Source organism: Corynebacterium sp. ES2730-CONJ (assembly GCF_024834055.1).
Classification (GTDB): Bacteria; Actinomycetota; Actinomycetes; order Mycobacteriales; family Mycobacteriaceae; genus Corynebacterium.
Map to the genome: position 1 here is coordinate 393,458 of NZ_JANUXZ010000001.1, position 23,197 is coordinate 416,654.

Here is a 23,197-nt window from a genome sequence, read left to right on the forward strand (position 1 = left end):
TTAGGCCCTATTATCCGAGAAAAAAGCCACATAAACTGCGAAAATTTTAATTCTTGCTGGCATTGATGAATGACAGATAGCGGCATGGATACCCCCCGCTATTAGCCCCTCTACCAACGATCTGAACCTACTAAATAACAGGTAAAGGGCTGTAGATATGAGAGTAGATCGCTTGTTTTTGGGCATTCCGGTGCTTAAGATTTAGCGATAGCCTTTCCTTTTGGCCCCTGCACCTGAGGATACTCGGGGGAAGGGTGGGCTGTCACCGAGGACCAAAGATGAGATGCTGCTGCAATAAACGCGGAAATCGCAATGAGAATAGCCCCAGTTCCTAAAACAAGAGTACCGACCCTTCTGGAATCGCTTGGCTGACTAAGACTGCTTGCTGAAGCTCCCGGCTGATCGATGGTATCTGAAGTGCCCATCTCGGTTGCGTTCACATGAGCGGTGCTGAACATGCACGCACTCAAAGCTATTGCGAGGATGCGTTTGCTAACTGTGCTCATGATACTAACTCCAATCTTTTATATTCACGTTACTTTGAATATTTAAAGCAAACAAAACGAGAAGGTTGCGCACCGAGAAACCCTTGAAAATATCCACGAAGATGATCACTATACAAGATATTAGGGATCCCCGCACAAGAAACGGACCTGGCCAACGGCACGCCTAGTTGAGAAGGCTCCGCCCTAGCTCTCAAGGTATGTGCACCTCATCCCAGATCGGCGTACCGAACAGCTTCGCTTTTAGTGCCGGCGCTGGCAGTTGGGACACAGGTGGCTGGATCTCCCTGCTACGTGTAGTCGGATAAGAACCTGACCACAGCGCTGGCAAGGCAGGCCGGTTTGACCGTAGGCGTGGAGAGATCGCGAAAAATACCCTGATTGACCGTTCACATTCACATACTGGGAATCGAAACTGGTCCCGCCCTCTCGAAGCGCACTCGTCATTACGTCGCGCCCTGCTTGAAGAAGCTCGATAATGCGTTTGATAGACAGTCTGGATGCGCGCTGCTGCGGGTGTACGCGGGCCCGCCACAGCATCTCGTCGGCATATATATTGCCGATACCGGAGACAATTTCTTGGTTGAGCAAGATACGCTTAATCTCAATATCTTTGTGCTTGATTCGGGCGGCTATCGTGTCGAGGTCGACGCACTTTTCCATAAGGTCAGGGGCAATATGGCGAATTCGGGCTGGGACCTCACGGCCGTGCACCATCTCAAGAGTGCTAATATCCCAATATCCAAATGTGCGCTGATCGACAAACCAGAGTTCGGAGTTATCGCTGAAGAGAACGCGGATACGTAGATGCGTGTGCGTGGGCACACCTTGAGGTTCGTTGTTCTTGACGAGCATTTGTCCGCTCATACCCAAGTGCACTATGACAGTGGTCTTAAGCGGTTGGTTTGCATTCTCAAGGCTGAGCCAGAGGAATTTTCCGCGTCGGTTTACCGCGGAGATGCGGCGACCAATAAGGGCTGCCTGCAGCTGCGCTTCCCCACCGGCTATATGTCGGATAGCCCGCGAGTGGTAGGCCTTAAGTTCGAGAATATTTCTGCCCGTTATATGCTCGTTGAGCCCCTGACGTACAACTTCTACTTCTGGGAGTTCCGGCATAAAAGAAGCTCGTTTCGCGCTGCGGTATCGTTGAGAATATCCAAAGCGTTATGAGCAGCCTGCTGTTCAGCCTGCTTTTTATTGCGCCCTTGGCCCGTTCCGATAATCCGCCCGAAAACCTTAACAACAACAGTAAAAAGTTGGTCGTGCTCAGGGCCTTCGCTGGTGGACTGGTAATCAGCCATCGGCAGTTTATATTCGGCAAGCCGCTCCTGCAATGTAGTTTTCCAATCTTGGTGGAGTCCGACCGCAGTTGCACGCGCGATCTTCTCAGCGAAGAGCCGCCATACCACCCCACGCGCGGTATAAAAATCATGCGCGAGGTAGATAGCTCCTAGTAAAGCCTCCATAGTATCGGCCAAAATGGAGTCTTTATTACGCCCATCCGTATGCAGTTCACCCTTTCCAAGGAGGACATAGGCGCCAAGATTAATGTCGCGAGCAATATCGGCGAGGCCATAGCGAGAAACGATGCTGGCTCGCATTTTGGATAAGTCACTTTCGGGACGAGAAGAGTACATATCGTATAGCTTCTCAGCAACTGACAGGCTCAGCACTGCGTCGCCCAGATATTCTAGGCGCTCATTATTGGCGAGATGGCCGTTTTCGTTGGCGAATGAGCGATGCGAGAGCGCTAGTTTAAAGAGCTCCTCGGGAATGTCGACGCCAAGCGCCGAGGTCAGGGGCTCCAGATCGAGAGCATTAAACGCTGCGTCGAGGGCAAGGTCCCCGCTCAATCGGGTTGATTTCCTACTCACAGGAATTTCTCCAAGCCTGCCCAGCGCGGATCGGCCTTGATGGGGCCATCGGCCAGACCGTCTGGCTCCGGTACGTTTTCAGTATCACACTCATCGGCGCACTGCGGGTTAAAGGGAAGGGTGATGCCTGCTTCGTCGATGACGGCTTGCAGGATATCGACATAATCATCGGTGAGAACTTCAATGTCATCATCGTCTCCATCAGCGTCTTCTCCCCCGATAAAATCATCGCTGAGTGCATAGACTTGCGTGATGCGGATTCGTGCGTCGGGATTCAGGGAGCTTAAGCAGCGTACGCATTGACCATTAAGGGTGGCGTTTACTGTCGCGTCAACCATGATGCCCTCGCCGAGTGAACTGATGGTGGCTTCGACGGTGACCTCAGTGCCTTTATCGATGGCGATCATGGCCGGGCCAATACGCTCGGGACTTGGCCCGGTTTGGGTGGTAAAGGTGGTTTCGCCGGTGCGAAGCACTTCCGACAGGTTGAAAATAAATGGCGATTGCGCGCTATTTTTTACGGTATTCATCGCTTTGAAACTCTACTCCCTTTTTATTCTTCTAGCAGCCTAAGGCTTCCAACAGAAGTAAAAGCCCCGAGTGCTTACTCGGGGCCTAGGGTTTCAGTAACTACTTGCTATAACGGGCGCCACCCGAAGCTCCGGCACCGCTACGCAGTGCGCTGCGATCTTTGGAAACAACCCGCAGCGTAGCGGAGAGAGCCTCTTCGAATTCAGCTAATTTTGAATCCACGAACTGATCACATTCAGTTCGCAGGCGGTTCGAATCAGCGTGTGCGGCGTCGACGATGCGGTGGGCTTCTTCATTAGCACGGCGTACCACTTCGGATTCGCTGACAAGCCGCTGCTGCTCAGCAAGCCCCTCGTCGATGCTGCGCTGGTATTGGTCGTTACCGGAGTCAATGAGGCGCTTGGCTTCAATCCCCGCGCGCTCAACGGTGCTCTCAGCTTCTCGACGGCTCGATTCTAAAAGCGCGTCAGCTTCATCCTGGGCGCGCGCCACAGTGGCATGAGCCCTGTTTTCCGCATCGGCCAGCATAGCTTCAGAGTCGCTTTGAGCATGACTCATCATCGAATGAGCTTCTTCACGGGCATCGTCTACTAAATTCTGAGCCTCAATCTGAGCCTGTCCAATGATCTCATCTTTTTGGTCGATGACGTCTTGGGCATCGTCTATTTCTATCGGTAGCGCATTGCGTAAATCATCGAGAAGCGCAAGCATCTCGTTGCGAGGCACCATGCAGTTGGCGGTCATGGGCACCCCGTAAGCTTGTTCAACGTTACGGACTAGTTCATCAAGGGATTGGAAGACGCGGTACATAGTTCCAAGCATACCTGCACAAAAGCGAGATGCGCTGTCTGCAACAACGCATCCCGCCCGAAAATTTTCTGCTTAGAAAACTCCGTGAGCCAACATGGCGTCGGCAACCTTCTTAAATCCAGCAATATTTGCTCCGATGACAAGGTCTCCCTCGTGACCGTATTCGCGGGCGGTTTCCTCGCAGGTGCGATAAATATCGCTCATAATTTCTTGCAGGCGCTGATCAGCGTAGTCAAAAGTCCACGACTCGCGGGAGGCGTTTTGTTGCATTTCCAATGCAGAGGTGGCTACACCACCAGCATTAGCGGCCTTACCAGGTGCGAAGTGGATACCAAGTTCCCGATAGACATCGATAGCCTCAGCTGTCGACGGCATATTAGCGCCTTCGGCGACGAATCTACAGCCATTCTGAGCCAGGGTGCGAGCATGATTGCCATCGAGCTCATTTTGGGTTGCGCACGGAAGGGCCACATCACATGGCAGATCCCAGATCGACCCCTCAGGGTGGAAGGTTGTTCCAGCAACTTCATCGGCGTAGACCGAAACGCGCTCGCGTCGAACTTCCTTGATCTCCTTGAGCTTTTCTACGTCCACTCCTTCTGGGGTATGAACCCAACCTGATGAATCCGAAAAACCAACCACCGTTGCACCCAGTTCTTGGGCCTTTTCGATGGCATATATCGAGACATTGCCAGAACCGGAGACCACCACTGTGGCACCATCGAAGGAGGCTCCGTGGGTTTTCATTAGTTCTTGGGTAAAGTAGACGCAACCATAACCTGTGGCTTCGGTTCGCACCAGCGATCCGCCCCAACCCAAACCTTTACCGGTAAGAACTCCAGCTTCGTATTGATTAGCGAGGCGTCGATATTGGCCAAAGAGATAACCGATTTCCCGGCCGCCTACCCCGATATCACCGGCAGGCACATCGGTAAACTGGCCGATATGGCGGCGCAGTTCGGTCATAAATGCCTGGCAGAAGCGCATGATTTCGGCGTCAGACTTACCCTTTGGATCAAAGTCCGATCCACCCTTGCCACCGCCAATGGCCTGGCCCGTCAAAGCATTTTTAAAGATCTGTTCGAAGCCTAGAAATTTTACAATGCCCAAGTTGACCGAGGGGTGAAAACGCAGGCCGCCTTTATAGGGCCCCAGTGCTGCATTGAATTGGACACGGAAACCGCGGTTTGTCTGCACTCGCCCCTGGTCGTCGACCCATGTCACCCGGAAGAGAACCTGCCGATCGGGTTCGCAGATGCGCTCGATTAGGCCGTCTTCTAGATATTGAGGATCTTTTTCTGCAACGATTTTCAGGGACTCAAAAACCTCGTCGACAGCTTGATGAAATTCAGCCTCGCCGGCGTTGCGCTTGACCAGGGTTTCGTAATAAGTATCGATGGTTTTTTTGATTTCAGACATAGTGGTTCCTTCCCTAGTCCATATAAAGCACCCCGCTTGTACTCTTGAGCTACAACCGCTACGACCGTAGTGAGAGATGATTAAAACCTATAAAAACTCTATATTCACGAGCCGAAGAGTCGGGGCGACTATTGTGTGCAGCATAATTCTACACAGCTATAGAAATTAGTACCTATTCAGCTATCGAATTCAATACCCCCTTTTGGGATAGATGCATGTCATCTGAGGTTTTTCCAGATTATCCGACCGTCAGGATCGCTATATATAGTTTTCATTAAGGGCTCGTCGTGGGGGTAAATTACTCCAGCGTGGCCCCTCGCTCGCTATAGTATGGGGCTAGAAATCTAGCCCCGAGTACCACACGATAGGAAGTTCCTTCGATGCGCATTGTTATCGCCCCCGACTCCTTCAAGGGCTCTGGTAGTGCCACCGAAATCGCCGCCATGCTCGCTCACAGCATACAAACGGAACTCTTACACCACATGGCTCCAGAGGAGATTGATATTGTACAATGCCCCATGGCCGATGGCGGTGAGGGAACCAGTGAAGTCTTCACGGGTGAGCGCATCACTCTTCCGTCTATCGACGCTAATGGGCGCCTGATTGAGGCTAGTTACACCTTCGACTCCGAGATCCACACGGCCTATATCGATCTCGCTCAAGCCTCTGGCCTCCCACTCGTAGCAGATGATCCACGACCTCTTGATGCCGATACTTTCGGAACCGGTGTACTCATTGCGGATGCTCATGCCCGCGGAGCCACCCGCATAGTCCTGGGATTAGGTGGCACAGCCACCACTGATGCGGGCACGGGTATTCTCGCGGCCCTAGGAGTGGTGCCAGTCGATACTCACGGTCGCCCAGTCGCTCACGGTGGGGGTTCTCTGAGCTCCATTGACCGCCTTGATACCGCCACCCTCAATATCGGCGCTGCCCAACTCGAGTGGATTCTACTACGAGATGTCTCCAACCCAGCCACGGGCCCAAACGGCACCGCCCGTCAATTCGCTCCGCAGAAGGGAGCAACCCCAGCTGAGCAGGACATTCTCGAGCGCGGCATCACCGATTTTGCGAGTCTCGTCGACCTCGACCCGCAAACAGTCGGCTTCGGGGCAGCAGGTGCTCTACCCCTAGGACTCATCTGGCTGTCACGGCTTATCTATGGGTCTAGCGATCATATCCATCTACTCCCCGGTGCCAAGGTTGTTGCCGACTCCCTCGATCTCATGCATCTAAGCCACGAAGCGGACTGGATTATCACCGGCGAGGGACAGTTTGACTCCCAATCCGAGGCGGGGAAAGTGGTCCTTGAAGTATTAGATACAGCCTCACACTCCCCGGCGCGCACGATAGTGGTGGCGGGGAAAATTGAGGGCACTCCTCAGGCCGATTGGACCTACACACTCATCGATGCCCCCTTGCCAGAACAGCTTCGCGACGCCGGCAAAAAGATCGCCCACGAAATTCTGAGGACATTACAGGAGGATCCTCGGAAATAATTTTCCCCTCCTTCGCCCAAAGTTTGGCAATAGGCACCGATATACCGACTATCATCAGTGCCTATGAGTTTCCTGTTTTCGCGAGTTAATCCGATCCAAACCATGGCCGATGGCACGATTAAGCAAATTAATCCTTTCTCGGGTACCGAGGTTTGGACGGTACCCGGACGCGGGCACCGCCCTCTTGATCACCCAGCCCGCGATACTCTCCCAATCACACCAGGAGAACGGAAAAACTATTGCGCTTTCTGCAGTGCTCGCTTAGACGAAACACCACCAGAAAAGGCGCGGGTTATCCGTCACGGCGAAAACGATTTTGAAATTGTAGAAAAACCCAGCTTTGCCGAAATCGATGGCACCGAGGCGGAGTTTAGGCGGGTATCAAACCTATTCGAGATCGTCAGTTACGCCTACTGGCAGGCCAACTACGGCTTCGAAATGAATGCAGCGCAACGATCATGGATGCAGCAGTACCAATCGGATCCACGCGGCATCGACCATATATTGCGGATGGTAAAAACCAAGCGCCAGGCCGCTGGACTTGACCCTGAACTTCCTAGCCAGATCCTGGTCAAGGAAGCTGAGAGCTTTTTTGGCGGTGGCCATGACCTCATTATCGGCCGACGGCATTTTTCCGATCATGCACATGACCATACGGGCCTAGCCTCCGCGGGCAGCTTAAGCGTCGTGGAGCACCGAGCCTTTATCCAGTTCACTATCCACACCATGCAGGATTTATACTCCAATAATCGCTACACCCCTTATGTTGCCGTTTTTCAGAACTGGCTCAAACCCGCCGGCGCCTCTTTCGATCATTTGCACAAGCAACTAGTTAGCATCGATGAGCGCGGGCTGGCAGCCGAGAACGAGGTAGCCAAACTACGGCAGAATCCCAATATGTACAACGAATGGGCCGTCAACTATGCCGCGATGCGGAATTTAGTGATCGCCGAGAATGAGCATGCTATCTGCTTCGCTGGCTTCGGTCACCGTTACCCCACCTTAGAGGTTTATTCGAAGTCCCCCACCCCTGAGCCCTGGCTGCAAACTCCAGCAGAAGTAGCTTCAATGAGTGACTTGATCCACGCCTGCCACGCAGCGGTTGGCCCCCATGTGCCCAGCAATGAAGAGTGGCATCATAAACCTATTGACCTAGACATCCCCATGCCCTGGCGGGTGATGATTAAGTGGCGCGTATCCACCTTGGCAGGTTTCGAAGGTGGCACAAAAGTATATCTGAACACCCTCAGTCCTTGGGATGTCCGTGACCGAGTGGTGTCATCGATGTTCCAATTAAGAGATAGCAACAGTATCTCCTCAGATATTCGGATCGCTACCGAATGCACCATCGAGCGCAACAGTCTCAAATACAATCGCCTACTTCCTTTATAAGCCTCCCACTTAAGGTTCGCACTCACTACAGTATGAAGAATGACTAACTCCATCCACGAACTCATTTCCCACACAGATCTCTCCTGGCAGCGGGAACTCTATGAATATCTTCACCAGCACCCTGAACTATCTGAGCATGAGGAGTTCACCGCGAAGAGCATTATTGGTGCGCTGGCACCTTTTGACGCGGAGGTGATTACAGATATAGGCGGTTTTGGCATCGTGGCTACTCTGCGCAATGGCGACGGACCATGCGTTTTATTGCGCGCGGATTTCGACGGCCTGCCTGTCACGGAGGAGACCCAGGTGAGCTACACTTCACAGAATCCTGGGGTTATGCATGCCTGCGGTCACGATATGCACGCAACCTCGTTACTTTCAGTCGTAGCTATTTTGGATGCGAACCGTCAAGCGTGGTCGGGCACCTTCATCGCGCTATTCCAACCGAGTGAAGAAAACGGTCGAGGGGCTCAAAAAATGGTCGACGCTGGGCTTCATGCCATCCTGCCGCGCCCCGATCTCTGCTTGGGACTGCATATTATTGCCGGCTCTGCAGGTACAGTATTCACCCGCCCGGGCCCCATTCTCACTACTGCAGACACGATTGAGATCACTATTGAAGGGAAATCCGCCCACGGCTCAATGCCACATTTGTCGATCGACCCCACCTTTACCGCTGCAGCCATTGTGATGCGACTACAGGGCATAGTAGGTCGCGAAATTTCTCCACACGATTTTGCGGTTATTTCAGTAGGAACTCTTGAATCCGGTCATTCTTCGAATACGATCCCAGGTTCAGCGCGCCTGGTGCTCAATTGCCGTAGCTATGATTCCTCTGTGCGCGACACACTCTATGCCGCAATCGAACGAGTGGTGCGAGCCGAGTGCCAAGCATCTGGAATTATAGAAGAACCTAGTATTCGCTACTATGCTCATGCCCCGCTCACCGATAACTCGGAGAAAATCTATCAGGATTTACGTCCAGTTTTCGACTCCCACTTCGGTGACAACTCACAGGTGGCCGAACGGTGGACCGCTTCGGAAGATTTTTCGAATATTCCGCGCTCGTGGGACAGCCCCTATTTCTTCTGGTTTGTTGGAGCAACGCCCAAATACGTGTGGGAGGCCGATCCAAGTAGTGCGCCAGGAAACCACATGCCCGATTTCCTTCCCGATTTCGCTCCCACACTCTCTGCTTGCGTTGAGTCTTCCTTATTGGCGGTGCTGCACTACCTGGGCCACTCATCAAAAAATTAAAATGTTCATAACTAGCACGGCACCATAACCCCATCCATCTCCATTAAGATGTGATAAATCTCAAAGCAGCAAATGTAGTCCAAACTCACATCACCCAAATTTGAACCGTTAATCACCTTTATTTAACCAGCTAGATACGGTATTAAATGATTTAGGCGGTATAAAGCGCAGCTGTAGTTTCGCTAAAAACGGGGGCAAAACAGGTTCGTGGGTATTTTCAATAGTACTTTTCAGTACGCGGCTACTAGACTGGGGCGCTAAGAAGAGATCGATGGCTTCAGATGCATTTCGCCATCGATCTATCCCCTATGATTACAGGAGAAGAACTTCTATATTATGAAGAATTCCACGAAGACCCCTGCGCTGGATGCTACTGTTGCAGGCCACGTCCGCGCCGTAGCCGGCTCATCCCCAGCTACCGCAACCAACCGCAAGTTCTGGTTCGGCCTATCGCACTCCGTTATGGAACAGCTCTCCGATAACTGGGAGAGGACCACCAAGGCCTATAACGCTACTCGCCAACAGCACTACCTGTCTGCTGAATTCCTTATGGGTCGCGCACTGCTGAATAATCTCACCAACCTCGATCTGGTTGAGGATGCAGAAAAGGCCACCAGGGAATTGGGCCACGAGCTCTCGGATGTTCTTGAAGCCGAAAACGATGCTGCACTAGGCAATGGCGGCCTCGGCCGTCTCGCCGCCTGCTTCCTCGACTCCGCCGTCACCCACGACTATCCAGTAACCGGTTACGGCATCCTCTACCGTTATGGTTTGTTCAAGCAGATTTTTGACAACGGCTTCCAGACCGAGGAGCCTGACGCGTGGAAGGAAGACGGCTACCCCTTCGTAGTCCGTCGCGAGGAAGAGCAGCGGACCGTAAAATTCGACGATATGGTCGTTCGCGCAATCCCCTTTGATATGCCAATCACCGGCTATGGCACCAAAAACGTGGGTACGCTGCGGTTATGGAAAGCAGAGCCACTGGAGGAATTCGACTACGAGGCCTTCAACTCCCAGCTATTTACTGATGCGATCGTAGAACGCGAACGTGTCATGGATCTATGCCGCGTGCTGTACCCGAACGACACCACCTACGCTGGCAAACTCCTGCGCGTACGCCAGCAGTACTTCTTCTGCTCTGCGTCCTTGCAGGCAATGATCGATAATTATATCGAACAGCACGGCAAGGATCTCAGCGATTTTGGCAAGTACAACTCGATTCAGCTCAACGATACCCACCCTGTGCTCGCCATCCCTGAGCTCATGCGTTTGCTCATGGACGATCACGGACTGGGCTGGGATGCAGCATGGAAGATCGTTACCGAAACCTTCGCCTACACTAACCACACGGTTCTTGCTGAGGCTCTCGAGCAATGGTCGTGCACCATTTTCCAGCAGCTGTTCTACCGCGTCTTTGAAATTGTGGTCGAAATTGACCGCCGCTTCCGGGAAGATATGGCTCAGCGCGGCCTCGACGCAGGGCGCATTAACTATATGGCCCCTGTCCAGGACGGCGTGGTCCATATGGCGTGGATCGCCTGCTATGCCGCTTACTCCATCAACGGTGTCGCTGCCCTCCACACCGAGATCATCAAGGCAGAGACCCTAAAGGAATGGCACGAGATCTGGCCTGCGAAATTCAATAACAAGACCAATGGTGTGACCCCACGCCGCTGGTTGAAGATGTGCAACCCGCGCTTGGCTGACCTCCTCACTCGCCTGCTTGGTTCCGATGCTTGGGTCACCGACCTTGATGAACTCAAGAAGCTGCGCAAATACGGCGAAGACGATGCCATCATGCAGGAACTTCTCGATGTTAAGGATGCTAATAAGCGCGACTTCGCCCAGTGGATCGAGGATCGCCAAGGCATTGCTATTGATCCAGAGTCGATCTACGACGTTCAGATTAAGCGTCTGCACGAATACAAGCGCCAGCTTATGAACGCTTTGTATATTTTGGATCTCTACTTCCGCATCAAGATCGACGGAGAAAGCAACGTTCCTCCTCGGACCTTTATCTTTGGTGCTAAAGCGGCTCCCGGATACGTACGTGCCAAGGGCATTATTAAGCTCATCAACGAGATCGGTCGTCTCGTCAACAGTGACCCTGAGGTCTCAAAGGTGCTGCGTGTAGTCTTCGTGGAAAATTACAATGTTTCCCCGGCCGAGCACATCATCCCAGCCTCTGATGTCTCTGAGCAGATCTCCACTGCAGGCAAGGAAGCTTCCGGCACCTCAAATATGAAGTTCATGATGAACGGTGCTCTCACCCTCGGTACCCTTGACGGTGCCAATGTGGAAATTCTGGATTCTGTGGGCGACGACAACGCCTATATCTTTGGTGCCAAGGTTGAGGAACTGCCGGAACTGCGGACCAATTACAGCCCCTACCATGTTTACGAGACCGTTCCGGGCCTCAAGCGCGTGCTCGATGCCTTCGTGGATGGCAATCTGGACGATAATCAGTCTGGTCTCTTCCACGATCTGCGCGCCTCCCTCCTCGATGGGGGCGGCTGGGAGACCCCAGACGTGTACTACGTTCTCGGCGATTTTGCCGCCTATCGCGAAACCCGCGATAAGATGGCTGCAGATTTCTACGCTGATCGCCTACATTGGGCCCGCATGTGCTGGGTCAATATTTGCGAGTCCGGCCGCTTCTCCTCCGACCGCACTATCGGTGACTACGCTCGCGAAGTGTGGAAGCTAGAAGAAACCAAAATCTAATCACTTCTGAGTGAGATCCGCGATTTGGCGCCACCGTCATATCGCGGATTTTTTTCGCCATAGCTTCGCAGCATCCTCGGGCCCGTATCTGCCCGATCAGTTCAACCGGTAATGGGGTCGCTTGCGCGGCGGGTTCTACCCAAGTACAGATCCGACACTTTAAAAAAACTACGCGGTCTCACTCTAGGATATGGTGGTGAAAGTCCGTTTGAACCGAGCACATGCTTACTACAACTATCACGAAGCGGTAGACTTCATTTTGGTGCGAGAGTTGAGATCTAGATTGAACCTCTACACTGCTGTGATCTACCACCACCATCTCTCGCTTTCCGTGAAGCCCCGCAGCAAGGTTTAGTAGCTGAAGCAGATATGAATCGAAGGAGGTCATCGTGGCAATTCATGTGTGCCGTATACTCTCAGCCGCCGTAGTGAGTACCGTGGTTCTGACGGGTCTTAGTGCGTGCAGCACCGGCGATGATGGGCAGCCTTCCGTTTACTTTCTGAATTTCAAACCGGAGCAAGAGTCTGCCTACCAAAAAATCGCCGCAGCATATACAGCTCAGACTGGTGTTCCCGTGAAAATCGAGACTGTTACTTCAGGAAATTACGAAAATGCTCTCAAAACTGAAGTGTCCCAACCAGATGCCCCTACCCTTTTCCAGCTCAATGGCCCTACAGGCTTGAAAACGTGGCAGCACTACACCGCAGATCTCTCCGATATCGCACTGACGGCGGCGCTCAAACAGCCCAATCAGGCTCTCAGGGGTGATGACGGCAAGGTTTACGGAGTGCCCTTTGCAGTAGAGGGCTACGGAATTATCTACAACGAGGAAATCCTAGATCGATACTTCGCTATGCCTGGAGCTCAAGCGACGTCAGCAGCGGATATTCGCGATTATACGACGCTCAAAGCGGTTGCCGACGATATGCAGTCTAGGAAGGAAACACTTGGCATTGACGGAGTATTCTCCTCAACATCGCTAAAAGCAGGGGAGGATTGGCGTTGGCAAACCCACCTTGCCAATATCCCTATGTATTACGAGTTTAGAGACGCCCAAAGCCATAATCTCGACACCGTGGTCTTCAAATACAACGCGAATTTTAAAAAGCTTTTTGATCTATACCTTAATAATTCCACGGTAGATAAAACCTTGACTCCGACACAGCAAGTCTCGGATTCCATGACGGAATTCGCGCTCGGAAAATCGGCTATGGTGCAAAACGGTACGTGGGGATGGAGCCAAGTCACTGAGGTGGAGGGCAGCATCATAAAGCCAGATAAAGTCAAATTCTTACCGCTTTATACTGGTATGTCCGATGACCCGCACCAGGGCTTAGCTGTTGGCACCGAGAACTATCTGGCCGTTAACGCGAAAGCCCCCAAAGAGGATCAGCAGGCGTCGATTGATTTTATCAATTGGCTATTCACCAGCGATGCCGGAAAAAAATACGTGATCGACGACCTTGGTTTTATAGCCCCTTTCAAGCAATATGCTGAAGACGATACCCCCGATAATCCTCTAGCCCGTGAAGTTGCTGTGGCTCTTTCCGATACGCACAGAATAACTATTCCGTGGGTCTTTCAGTATTTTCCTTCACAACAGTTCAAGGACGACTTCGGCTTAGCTTTAACCCAGTATGCAACTGGCAGAATGGAATGGTCTGATGTCGTGTCCCAATTCGTCGAGAGCTGGGCAGCTGAAAAGAATGCGAATACCTAGGCATCGGACTCGACTTTTCTAGTTAAATCCAACGCGGGTTCGTTTATGCGTTGTTGTAGCCCCCAACTAGTGGAACCGCGGTTTCTCACAGCTTCCTCAAGGCCCATGATTAGATGAATATATCGCAAGTACTCTTTGTCTTTCTTGTGTGCATAAAAAAAGAAGCTGCCCACTACATGGACAGCTTCTTTTTTTTTCCTAGGCCTTGATTTGCTTAACCACGGTCTCTTCACCCAGGAGATGAACCTGGATCATATTGGTGTTACCAGATACTCCTGGAGGGGTGCCGGCTACCATAACTACCATGTCATCGCGAGAATAGCGATCCATGGACAGCAGCTGCTTATCAATTTCTTCGATCATTTCATCGGTGCTTGCCAGATCAGGAGTGAGGAAGGTCTCGGCGCCCCAGGTCAGGGCAAGTTCACTGCGAACCGCCACATGCGGAGTAAATACGAGAAGCGGTAAATCCGTGCGCAAACGAGCGACACGCTTTGCGGTATCACCGGAGGAGGTAAAGGCAACCAATGCCTTGGCATTCAAGCGTTCGGCGATATCGCGCGCAGAGTAGGAAATAACGCCACGCTTGGTACGTGGGATATGGGCCAGTGGAGGCACCTCACCATCTTGCTCAGCGGCCATAACGATACGAGCCATGGTACGCACGGTATTGTGGGGATCTACACCAACCGAGGTCTCACCGGAAAGCATCACGGCATCAGCGCCGTCGAGGACAGCATTAGCCACGTCGGAAGCCTCAGCGCGAGTCGGACGGGAGTTGGTGATCATGGAGTCCAGCATCTGAGTTGCAACGATGACGGGCTTTGCATTCTCACGCGCGATTTGCACGGCGCGCTTTTGAACATGCGGAACCAGCTCGAGTGGGCATTCAACACCGAGGTCACCGCGGGCGACCATAATGCCGTCGAAGGCGAGAACGATAGCTTCGAGGCTTTCAATAGCTTCAGGTTTCTCCAGCTTTGCAATGACCGGGACGCGGCGCCCTTCCTCGTCCATGATCTGGTGGACGAGTTCAACGTCTTCCGCTGAGCGGACGAAGGAGAGAGCAATGAAATCCACGCCTAGTTTGAGGGCGAAACGCAGGTCACGAATGTCTTTTTCGGATAGGGCGGGGACGGAAATGTCCATACCAGGCAGGGATACGCCCTTGTTATTGGAAACTGGGCCACCTTCCACTACTTCGCAGACTACGTCATTGCCTTCGACGCTCTTACATACAAGTGCAACCTTGCCATCATCAACGAGGAGGCGATCGCCAGGCTTAGCGTCCTTGGCTAGGTTCTTGTAGGTGGTGGATACACGGTCGTGGGTACCCTCGACGTCGTCGACGGTGATCCGAACGATTTCACCGTTCTCCCACACAGTGGCGCCGGTGGCGAAGCGACCAAGGCGAATCTTGGGCCCCTGCAGGTCGGCCAAAATACCGACAGCGCGACCAGTTTCATCGGTTGCTTCGCGAACCCAGCGGTAGTTTTGCTCATGGTCGGCGTGGTCACCATGGGAGAAGTTCATGCGAGCCACGTTCATACCATCACGGACAAGGTTCAAAATAGCGTCCTTGCTGGCAACAGCAGGACCCAGAGTACAAACTATCTTAGTGCGACGTTCCATGCCTTAAACACTAATCGCACAAAGCCAAATGCGCTAACAAGCCGCCCTAGGTCACACCGTCGGACTAAGGAAATAAGATGCAAACGGGCATAAACGCAGCTCACTAGAAAAAAGGTGTGATAGAAATAACTTTTGACCTTATTCGGCTGCCGCTCGGTGAGGACTGATCTCCCCGGCCGACTCCCGCCCGCGTGGCAAGAGAAAGAAAACGATGCCAGCCATCACAAAGGCCGCAATGGAGACGATCGCATTGATCCTGATTCCCTCAATTAGCGTGGCCTCATCGGTGCGCATATTCTCGATAATGAACCGACCCGCGGTATAGCTCATCACATAGAGGGCAAAAACTCGGCCATGACCCAGTCGGAGTTTTCTGTCCATAAAGATAAGAAAAAAGAATACCGCGACATTCCACACCAGCTCGTAGAGGAAGGTTGGGTGCACTGTGGCAATAATTTCGCCCGTCGAGCGCCCCGTCATTGGCGCGTATTGCCCCATCTCGTCTACTCGATAATAAATCTCGAGTGCCCACGGCACTGTAGTTTCCGCACCGTAGAGTTCTTGATTAAACCAATTACCCAGTCGTCCGATCCCCTGAGCCAAAATGACGCCGGGTATGAGGGCATCAGCAAAGGGCGCAAAGGGAATCTTTCGCCACCGCAGATAACCCCATACTGCCACTGCGCCAAGGAATACAGCCCCCCAAATTCCGAGACCTCCATTGGTGATCTTTAGTGCGTCCACTGGATTACAGGTATCACAGAAGTATTTATGGTTATCGGTAATCACGTGATAGAGACGACCGCCGATTATCCCAGCGGGAATGGCAATAATAGCCGCGTCGAGGACGAGTTCTGGATCGCCACCACGCTCGTGATATCGGCGGCGACCGATCCATATCGCCACAATAATCCCCACTATGATACTCAAGGCATAACCACGCAAGGGGAAGGAGCCTAAGTACCACACCCCTTGCGGAGGCGACGGAATAGCGGCAAGTGTACTCATAATCACAAATATGCTCCCAATAATGACGGTACGTTTTAGATAGTGCGGTGAAGATATTCTTTTAACCGCGCCCCGGACAGGAGGGATGAAGTCCCACCGAGACCAGCTTTTTAGTAAATTCCTGCGGTGAATCGGCAGTCACCAGGGATTGTCCCATGACTACAGCGTCCGCACCCGAAGCCGCATAATCAAGAAGCTCGGCCGCGGTGCGCACCCCCGACAAAGCAATTTTTATAATACTGTGCGGCAAGCCTGGTGCAATATCACCGAAGGCACGACGATTTAAGGTCATTGTCTCAAAATCCCTCGCATTAACCCCGATTATGCTAGCGCCGGCAGCCAAGGCTCGAGAGGCCTCCTGCGGATTCCGCACTTCTACAAGCGCAGCCATTCCCAGTGATTCAACGCGGTCGATGAGCGCGGCAAGATGTGGTTGGTCGAGGGCGGCTACCCGAAGAGGGACCATATCAGCGCCATAGTAGCGGGCTTCGTGGATCTGGTAGGGATCGATAATAAAGTCGCGGCACATAATGGGCGTTGCCACTGCTTTGCGCACTTCGGCCATCTCTTCTAGGGAGCCATGAAATTGGCGACGCTCGGTATGGCAGGCGATGATGGCGGCACCGCCACGTTCGAATTGCTGGGCCAAGTCCACGGCGGAATCAATATGAGCGATCTCACCGACGGTGGGAGCTGCCCTTTTGATCTCAGCGATGAGGCGACAGCCCCGTTGTTCAAAAAGCGGCCGCACCGGTCTGATATCGGGAGCATGAAGTCGCGACCGTTGCTTCATTTGTTGAAAAGACATGACAGCCTCACGGGCGCGGACATCCTCACGAACGCCAGCGATGATGGATTCTAAGACCGAAGCCACTGAAAGACGATCCTTAACTTAAAGGAAGCTTTATACCGGCAAGCATAAAGCACATGGTGCACGTCTAAGGCTAATGGGGCTGATGAGTAAAACAAAAAGAACGGGTACCCCCTCTAAGAAGCCTCGAACTTTCCACCTTTCGGTTGATCTCCATCGGTCGGGTCGATACCTGCATCGAGGGCATCCCAGATCAACCGACTAGACTCGGGATCGTCTTCGAGATCGGTGACAAGATGATCACGGATCTGACTTTTGCGCTGATATACGCTGCTTCGCTGCACCAAACCCGGTCTCAGACCGATACCTATACCGCCACCGATCGCTGTGAGTCCCCCGATGATCACTAACGGTTCGTAGTTGCTAGAGATGAGAGCGAGTACGCCTGCGATTATGGCGCCTACCCCCGCTAGTCGACGCCCCAAAGCTGGAGTGAAAGGCACCGCTAAGGCACTTAGCCCCGCTGCGAAGGTAGCCAAGAGTGCCGCTGGTTCCCCGGTTGCCCGAGAACCTAGACCGATCAGTATCGTCGCCATAACGATAAGGAGACCAAAGAGCTTATAGGAGTATGTCACTCTATCGCTCCTTTTGGTTAAGATCTGCGAACGCTGTACACAAATGCTCGTGACAGGGTTGACTTCCAATAATAAGACCGTGTGAATCTGCAGTCCATGGGTTGCCTACGAGGTCACTGACTATGGCACCAGATGCTTGGGCGAGTACGACACCAGCTGCGTTATCCCATAGGTGCGGACTGAGACTGACTCCTGCCGCGAAAATACCAGCAGCCCCAAAAGCGAGATCAACTCCGACCGAACCAATCAGGCGAGAGCTGTACCCGAAGTCGGCACACATATCTCTGACTGTTCGTGCGTAACTATCATCCGTTCGAGAAAGGGACGAGATACCAATATGGCTACGCACTTTGGGGCGGGGTTCTAGTGGGGGTTGCGCTCGGCCATTAATAAAAAGCGGGGAACCCTCGTAGGCACCGTATCTACGTGACATAAAAGGGATGCTACTGAAACCAATAACGGGTCGCCCATATGCCACGAGGCTCATGAGGATTGCGCAGGTGGGATTTCCGGCGGCGTAATTTGCGGTGCCATCGATTGGATCGACGATCCAGAAAACCTCGGTGTGTTGTCCCCCAAATTCTTCCCCGCTGACGGGAATTCCGGTAGCGGCGGAAAGTTCGGCGCTGATAATTCTTTCCAATTTTAGGTCTATGGCAGTGGCAAAATCACCACGAGACTTCTCAATTTCCGGCGCTGCTCCAAGGCCTGCAGTAAATAGAGGCTCGACGCTCTTCACCACGCCTTCGGCGCGGTCGTAAAGGCTTTCGAGGTTGATCATAAAGTATTTTTTCCCATGCGTGCACGCATAGTGCTGGGGATAATCGCGCCAGCAATGCCTTCTGACTCATATCGAATTAGTTCGCTTAGCATCGCGGACGAGTCAACGCTGCCTGCTATAGTTTTAGCGTTCGTCACAGCCGCGCTATCGCGCATGAGATCGATGAACGATTCCTGTGATTCGCTCATGATAATGAGCCACTGCAATCCTCGAGCGTCGAGCTCTTCGAGGAGTTCCCAGAAATCTGCGTCGGCGGCAGTGCGCCATTCCCCACCGTGCATGTGCACGGTGATCTCGGCTGCCATGCGATCCAGAGAGGTATAAGGGTGAAGTTCCCTCAAACTGTTGACTGCAATAACTGGTATATAGCCCATCTGATCCGAGGTGCCACGGTATTCCGCAAAAACCCGAGAAATTAGGTGCTGGTAGGTTGCGAGCTCCTCTGGAATATCCGTGCCTCGCGGGATATAAATCTCGTTATCGACAGCTTCCTGGTTGAGCACTGCGCCTACGTCTGCTGGCGGAAGATCAAACCGTTGAATCAGGCTGAAAGTCATGTCATTGAGTGTAGCCGTAGTGCTAGCTTAAAAAAGCCCGTATGCCCATAGGCCGGCCGACACCAATGCCATAAGGGCCAGGATCGCCAGCGCAACCGCCACAATGCGTAGGCCCTGTCGATAAGCTGACCACGCTCCCCCGAGCATAAAACCGCCCGCCATAATAAGGACGTAGATGAGGACATAATTAGTTTCTGATTCTTGTGCGAGGGTAGTGATCAACAAATTCTTACCTTCTTCCGTCGGACTTGGTAGAGGCTCACTGCGCCAGCACCTAGAATAATTATCACTGCGGCAATAAAGGCACCATGGTAGGCGAAAATACTTGCAGTATAACCCAGGATAAATGAACCCAAACCCGTCCCGCCATCGAAACTAATATTCCACAAGGCGGATACGGTGGACAGACGCGAGGGAGGGGTGCTCTGGAACATTTTTACCATGCTTTCGTTCTGCACAGCCCCATAGCCACACCCAAAAATAATGGCTGCAACCAAGAAAAATATGGGATCCCAATGCCCTAATATGGTCACGGCTACCAGCCCCAAGCCGCTGGCAGCAAGACCCAAGGCTGGCAGGATCAAATAACCAGCACGACCCCGACTGTCAGCATAAAGACCAGCACCATAACGACTCAACATCTGAGCTCCGCCTAGTCCAGCTAGCATAAACGTGGACAGCGTCAACGAAGCCCCACTCCTATCCATAGCCGCAGGAAGGAGCGCAGAGAGCGCACCAAACCCCATGGCAGTCGCTGACATGGCAACGGCAGGTTCGAATACCTTCTGCAGCAGCCTAATATTATCGCTCCGAGTGGCCTTAAGATGAGGGCGCGGCACCGCCACAGATGGAATAAGCAGTCCCATCGCCGCAGCTGCAAGCGCCACTGCGGCGGCGAGAATATATACGCATCGGAAACTCAAAAGATCGGCTAAGTAGACGCCCGCAGGCAGCATTATTAATTGGGCAAATCCGATCCAAAATCCCATGAGACCCATCGCTTTTCCCAAGGAGCGCGCGGGGACTAGGGCCGCTAAAACCGCGGCTTGAGCGACTGTGAGAGCGCCAAAGCCGATTCCTCGCACGGCAGAAATCACAAGCAGAAAAGTGGTCTCAACACTAAATATATAGCCCAGGGAGGGGATCCCTAACATGAGGGCAGAGAAGATGATGACTGCAGTAAAGCCCCATCTCCTTAGGGCTGCAGGAGTCAGTATTTGCGCCCCGACAGTGGCTGCCATAAAGACTCCAGTCGTCGCACCGGCAAGACTCAAGCTGCCACCCGATTGGATCACGGCTAAAGGTATCAGCGGCAGAAGGAGAGAAAGATTTCCGAAGGCTCCCGCCACTGCTATCAAGATAGGGACGAATCCGGTGATGGAACAAAGCGAAGTCTTATTACTATCAACACTCATGCGGTTGCTAAAGCCAGCGTGGACTTTCTCGTCACTCCTTTACAGCTATCGACAATCCGCATCAAGGATAGTCCCCTTCTCTCCGCCTAAGCCACCTGAGATTCCGCAAAGAGCGCAGCGGGTGATGCGATCGGTTCCATCTGGGCATTGACTACCCAGCAATAGGTTGGTGCGTATTCGGCACTGAGTTCGTGAACGCACTCTAGATGGCGCGCACCTACTATATGGGTAATCCACCATTCTGCACTTCTATGGGGAAGAAATTTAGATTCCGGGGAGCTCAAGCGCAGACTAATGAGATAGGCGGGGGAAGCGCCAGGGGAATATAGCCGAATGTCCTCTCTCGCTTTCGCGCCTATCCGGTAACGGCGCACCGCAACGATAGCTGTGGGGGCTGCTGGGTAGTCGCCAACGATTTTTCGGGGAGGTCGCCACGCCCCAGTGGCCCGAGCCAGAGATCTCGGATGCTTGATCATGCTCCAAATAGACGATATATCGTTGTATAACTCATCGAGTGTCGTGGGGTGCATAACAATCGGACGGTGCTGACGGGGATCGGGAATTTTTTTCATAACGCCCACTGTAGTGAGGGAAGTAGACACCCGTCCCAGTTTTTCGAAAACTTGTTCGATTAATCCTAGGTACACAGTTCCATCAGGAGCGACTGCAGCGCTGCCCCTGTCGCTTTAAATTCAGCCTGCGTAATCTCTCGCGGACTGCTCCCATAGCGGGCTATCACGTGCATATTCATCTGTGCCCCCGCAGCAAAAGCTTCGAAGAAGTATTCATTCATCATCGTGGCATAATGGTCATCAACAACAGCGGTTACCATCGGTTCGGGTTCCCCACTGACCACGCTCACTGGATCAGCAGGATATTCCATCGCTACTTCCGCTAGCGCCCGGGAAGCGGCAACGACCGCATGCCCATAAGACCGAAAATCGCCCGCACGGCCGATTGCTGTGTGAATCGCTTGGCCCAGGGCTACTCCAGTCTCTTCGATGATGTTTTGGGGCTCCCCCAGCGGATCGGGCTCCACCAACACTTTAAGGCTGATTCGAGCGCTGTCTGCGAAAAGGAGTAATAGCTCATCGAAAAACTTAAGATGGGTGTGCACTTTAGATGTTCCACCGTCATGCAAGTCCACCGTAACTTTTACGGCCGCGTCACCGTGGTGGTTAATCACCGCGTCTTGATGGGACAATCCCCTTCGCCTCCCACTAGCCAAAAATACCCCCGTCGCAAAAATCGACGGGGGCTGGACATATATTTTAGTCGCAGAAAACCCAGCGGCCATTCTCATTAACAAAGCGCTGGACACCGGTGTATGTTCCATCAGACCAGCTCGTGGTTACGTTGGCAGAAGCTGTGGTGCCATTAACCATGATGTCCGTAATGGCATCGACACGGGAGTTGGCATTAGCAAATTCTGGAACCTCGCTAAGCGGAACATCAGGTACGAGGTCAAATTGGTTGCCAGCTTCAGCATAAATGCGGTCACGCACATGTTGGCAGGAATTATTAGGAACGTAGGTCATAAAACTACGCAAAGTCTTTTGATCCTGGAGACCGCGGATCAGCCCCTCAATCTGAGCAGCCTGTTCAGGGGTCGCTGGGCCGCCATCAGAGACAGGCGCATGCTCGGCTACCGGGAAGGGAACCTCTGTCGGAACCGCTGGGTTTTGGGGATTAGCCGGAGGAGCTGGAGGTGCGGGAGGAAGCGGTGGCTGCTCTGGCTTCTTCTCAGCATCCTCAGGAGCAGCGCTTGGTTCAGCGCTCTCAACAGTTGTTGTAACCGGAGCCTTCGTAACGGTCGAGACTGCAACCGAGGTGGTGGGAGACTCCGCCTCGTCAGAACCACATGCTACTAAGAGCAGAGAACTCGCTGCTACGGTGGCCACTGCCGCCTTCTTATAAACGAAACTCACGGTAATAAAACTCCTTATTAGGGTTGATCTCTTGTCTAAATACCCACTATAACACTCATCAACTGAGATCAAGATCCTCCCAGTGTTTTATGAGAAAGTTCCCAGCCTTTGTCAAACCTCGCTCCCCACGACGCCTTTGTCGGTCGCGCATCATCGTTATGGCAGAGGTATTAAGATACTAGGCGTGGAGTTAAATAAGAGCGCGATCATTCAAGCCAGCATCGATATTCTCAGCAGCTATGGATTAGCGGATATGACCATGCGACGCGTAGCCACACACCTTGCTGTTGCACCTGGAGCCTTGTACTGGCATATCAAGAATAAACAAGCTCTGATCGACGCCACCGCTCGAACCCTTTTAACAGATTTTCTATCTTTAGACCATCACGATCTGCGCGAAGCAGCCCTCTTTTTGCGTACCACGATGCTAGGAATCACCGACGGCGCTGAGCTTGTTGGTACGGCGCTTATCAGCAATGATCTGCGTGCTGAGGTTGAAGGTATTTTCAGTAAGGCCACCACTGCTGACACACCACAGATCGCCGCCGCGACCCTAGTCCACTATGTCGTGGGCGCCAGCGTATTTGAGCAAAACCAGGCCCAACGCCTAGGGGCCTCATTTGATGCGGACAATGCCCGTGACCAGTTTTTAGCCGGCGTTGATATCATCTTAAATGGAATTCAAGCTCTTTCGGGCTAA

General features: G+C 52.8%; 23 protein-coding genes. 6 read left to right on the top strand and 17 right to left on the bottom strand.

The annotated features are described in order from the left end of the window. Positions 1–194: 194 nt before the first annotated feature. The 6 genes from NXS13_RS01800 to gdhA all read right to left on the bottom strand — a co-directional run bounded on the left by NXS13_RS01800 (position 195) and on the right by gdhA (position 5,137). Positions 195–506 carry a hypothetical protein gene (locus NXS13_RS01800; RefSeq protein ID WP_259076248.1) on the bottom strand — a complete coding sequence of 104 codons (312 nt, stop codon included), beginning with the start codon at positions 504–506 and terminating at the stop codon, positions 195–197. 240 nt (positions 507–746) lie between these two features. Further along, positions 747–1,619 (bottom strand): bifunctional DNA-formamidopyrimidine glycosylase/DNA-(apurinic or apyrimidinic site) lyase, encoded by an 873-nt coding sequence (gene mutM / locus NXS13_RS01805; protein ID WP_259076245.1) that lies wholly within the window; start codon positions 1,617–1,619, stop codon positions 747–749. Continuing rightward, positions 1,598–2,377, bottom strand: a complete 780-nt coding sequence (gene rnc / locus NXS13_RS01810; protein ID WP_259076243.1) for a ribonuclease III — start codon at positions 2,375–2,377, stop codon at positions 1,598–1,600. The genes mutM and rnc overlap by 22 nt, the downstream gene beginning before the upstream one ends. Beyond that, positions 2,374–2,907, bottom strand: a complete 534-nt coding sequence (locus NXS13_RS01815) for a DUF177 domain-containing protein (RefSeq protein WP_259076240.1) — start codon at positions 2,905–2,907, stop codon at positions 2,374–2,376. Before NXS13_RS01815 ends, rnc begins: the two co-directional genes overlap by 4 nt. Before the next feature lie 100 nt (positions 2,908–3,007). Further along, the gene (locus tag NXS13_RS01820; protein WP_259076238.1) at positions 3,008–3,718 is read right to left on the bottom strand and encodes a DivIVA domain-containing protein; all 711 of its coding nucleotides are present in this window, start codon (positions 3,716–3,718) and stop codon (positions 3,008–3,010) included. A gap of 72 nt (positions 3,719–3,790) precedes the next feature. After that, positions 3,791–5,137, bottom strand: a complete 1,347-nt coding sequence (gene gdhA / locus NXS13_RS01825) for an NADP-specific glutamate dehydrogenase (RefSeq protein WP_259289264.1) — start codon at positions 5,135–5,137, stop codon at positions 3,791–3,793. A 380-nt stretch (positions 5,138–5,517) separates the two neighbouring features. Between gdhA and NXS13_RS01830 the strand changes: the two genes are divergently transcribed. The 5 genes from NXS13_RS01830 (at position 5,518) to NXS13_RS01850 (ending at position 13,730) form a co-directional block, all read left to right on the top strand. Continuing rightward, positions 5,518–6,636 carry a glycerate kinase gene (locus NXS13_RS01830; protein WP_259157647.1) on the top strand — a complete coding sequence of 373 codons (1,119 nt, stop codon included), beginning with the start codon at positions 5,518–5,520 and terminating at the stop codon, positions 6,634–6,636. 63 nt (positions 6,637–6,699) lie between these two features. Then, the gene (locus NXS13_RS01835) at positions 6,700–8,028 is read left to right on the top strand and encodes a DUF4921 family protein (RefSeq protein ID WP_259157646.1); all 1,329 of its coding nucleotides are present in this window, start codon (positions 6,700–6,702) and stop codon (positions 8,026–8,028) included. 39 nt (positions 8,029–8,067) lie between these two features. Continuing rightward, on the top strand, positions 8,068–9,285 hold the full coding sequence (locus NXS13_RS01840) for an amidohydrolase (RefSeq protein WP_259076228.1): 1,218 nt from the start codon (positions 8,068–8,070) through the stop codon (positions 9,283–9,285). A gap of 336 nt (positions 9,286–9,621) precedes the next feature. Further along, the gene (locus tag NXS13_RS01845; RefSeq protein WP_259157645.1) at positions 9,622–12,009 is read left to right on the top strand and encodes a glycogen/starch/alpha-glucan phosphorylase; all 2,388 of its coding nucleotides are present in this window, start codon (positions 9,622–9,624) and stop codon (positions 12,007–12,009) included. A 389-nt stretch (positions 12,010–12,398) separates the two neighbouring features. Continuing rightward, a complete protein-coding gene (locus tag NXS13_RS01850; RefSeq protein ID WP_259076223.1) occupies positions 12,399–13,730 on the top strand; it encodes an ABC transporter substrate-binding protein in 1,332 nt (443 codons plus the stop codon). 198 nt (positions 13,731–13,928) lie between these two features. Here NXS13_RS01850 and pyk read toward each other — a convergent pair whose 3' ends face one another. The 11 genes from pyk to NXS13_RS01905 form a co-directional block, all read right to left on the bottom strand. Then, on the bottom strand, positions 13,929–15,362 hold the full coding sequence (pyk, locus tag NXS13_RS01855; RefSeq protein WP_259076221.1) for a pyruvate kinase: 1,434 nt from the start codon (positions 15,360–15,362) through the stop codon (positions 13,929–13,931). A 138-nt stretch (positions 15,363–15,500) separates the two neighbouring features. Then, positions 15,501–16,370, bottom strand: a complete 870-nt coding sequence (lgt, locus tag NXS13_RS01860) for a prolipoprotein diacylglyceryl transferase (protein ID WP_396124680.1) — start codon at positions 16,368–16,370, stop codon at positions 15,501–15,503. 61 nt (positions 16,371–16,431) lie between these two features. Next, positions 16,432–17,244 (bottom strand): indole-3-glycerol-phosphate synthase, encoded by an 813-nt coding sequence (locus NXS13_RS01865; RefSeq protein ID WP_259076217.1) that lies wholly within the window; start codon positions 17,242–17,244, stop codon positions 16,432–16,434. Positions 17,245–17,357: 113 nt separating this feature from the next. Further along, a complete protein-coding gene (locus NXS13_RS01870; RefSeq protein WP_259076215.1) occupies positions 17,358–17,816 on the bottom strand; it encodes a Trp biosynthesis-associated membrane protein in 459 nt (152 codons plus the stop codon). Between the two features lies 1 nt (position 17,817). Further along, positions 17,818–18,597: an inositol monophosphatase family protein gene (locus NXS13_RS01875; RefSeq protein ID WP_259076213.1), complete on the bottom strand. Its 780-nt coding sequence runs from the start codon at positions 18,595–18,597 to the stop codon at positions 17,818–17,820. Next, positions 18,594–19,154 carry a hypothetical protein gene (locus NXS13_RS01880; protein WP_259076211.1) on the bottom strand — a complete coding sequence of 187 codons (561 nt, stop codon included), beginning with the start codon at positions 19,152–19,154 and terminating at the stop codon, positions 18,594–18,596. Before NXS13_RS01880 ends, NXS13_RS01875 begins: the two co-directional genes overlap by 4 nt. A 27-nt stretch (positions 19,155–19,181) precedes the next feature. Beyond that, positions 19,182–19,379 (bottom strand): hypothetical protein, encoded by a 198-nt coding sequence (locus NXS13_RS01885; RefSeq protein WP_259076209.1) that lies wholly within the window; start codon positions 19,377–19,379, stop codon positions 19,182–19,184. Next, positions 19,373–20,569 (bottom strand): MFS transporter, encoded by a 1,197-nt coding sequence (locus NXS13_RS01890; protein ID WP_259289265.1) that lies wholly within the window; start codon positions 20,567–20,569, stop codon positions 19,373–19,375. The genes NXS13_RS01885 and NXS13_RS01890 overlap by 7 nt, the downstream gene beginning before the upstream one ends. 86 nt (positions 20,570–20,655) lie before the next feature. Continuing rightward, positions 20,656–21,141 (bottom strand): hypothetical protein, encoded by a 486-nt coding sequence (locus NXS13_RS01895; protein ID WP_259076206.1) that lies wholly within the window; start codon positions 21,139–21,141, stop codon positions 20,656–20,658. A gap of 65 nt (positions 21,142–21,206) precedes the next feature. Further along, entirely contained in the window at positions 21,207–21,773 is a 567-nt protein-coding gene (locus tag NXS13_RS01900) for a hypothetical protein (RefSeq protein ID WP_259076203.1), read from the bottom strand. Positions 21,774–21,840: 67 nt separating this feature from the next. Continuing rightward, a complete protein-coding gene (locus NXS13_RS01905) occupies positions 21,841–22,497 on the bottom strand; it encodes a nuclear transport factor 2 family protein (protein ID WP_259076200.1) in 657 nt (218 codons plus the stop codon). A 184-nt stretch (positions 22,498–22,681) separates the two neighbouring features. Between NXS13_RS01905 and NXS13_RS01910 the strand changes: the two genes are divergently transcribed. Continuing rightward, the gene (locus tag NXS13_RS01910) at positions 22,682–23,197 is read left to right on the top strand and encodes a TetR family transcriptional regulator (protein WP_259289266.1); all 516 of its coding nucleotides are present in this window, start codon (positions 22,682–22,684) and stop codon (positions 23,195–23,197) included.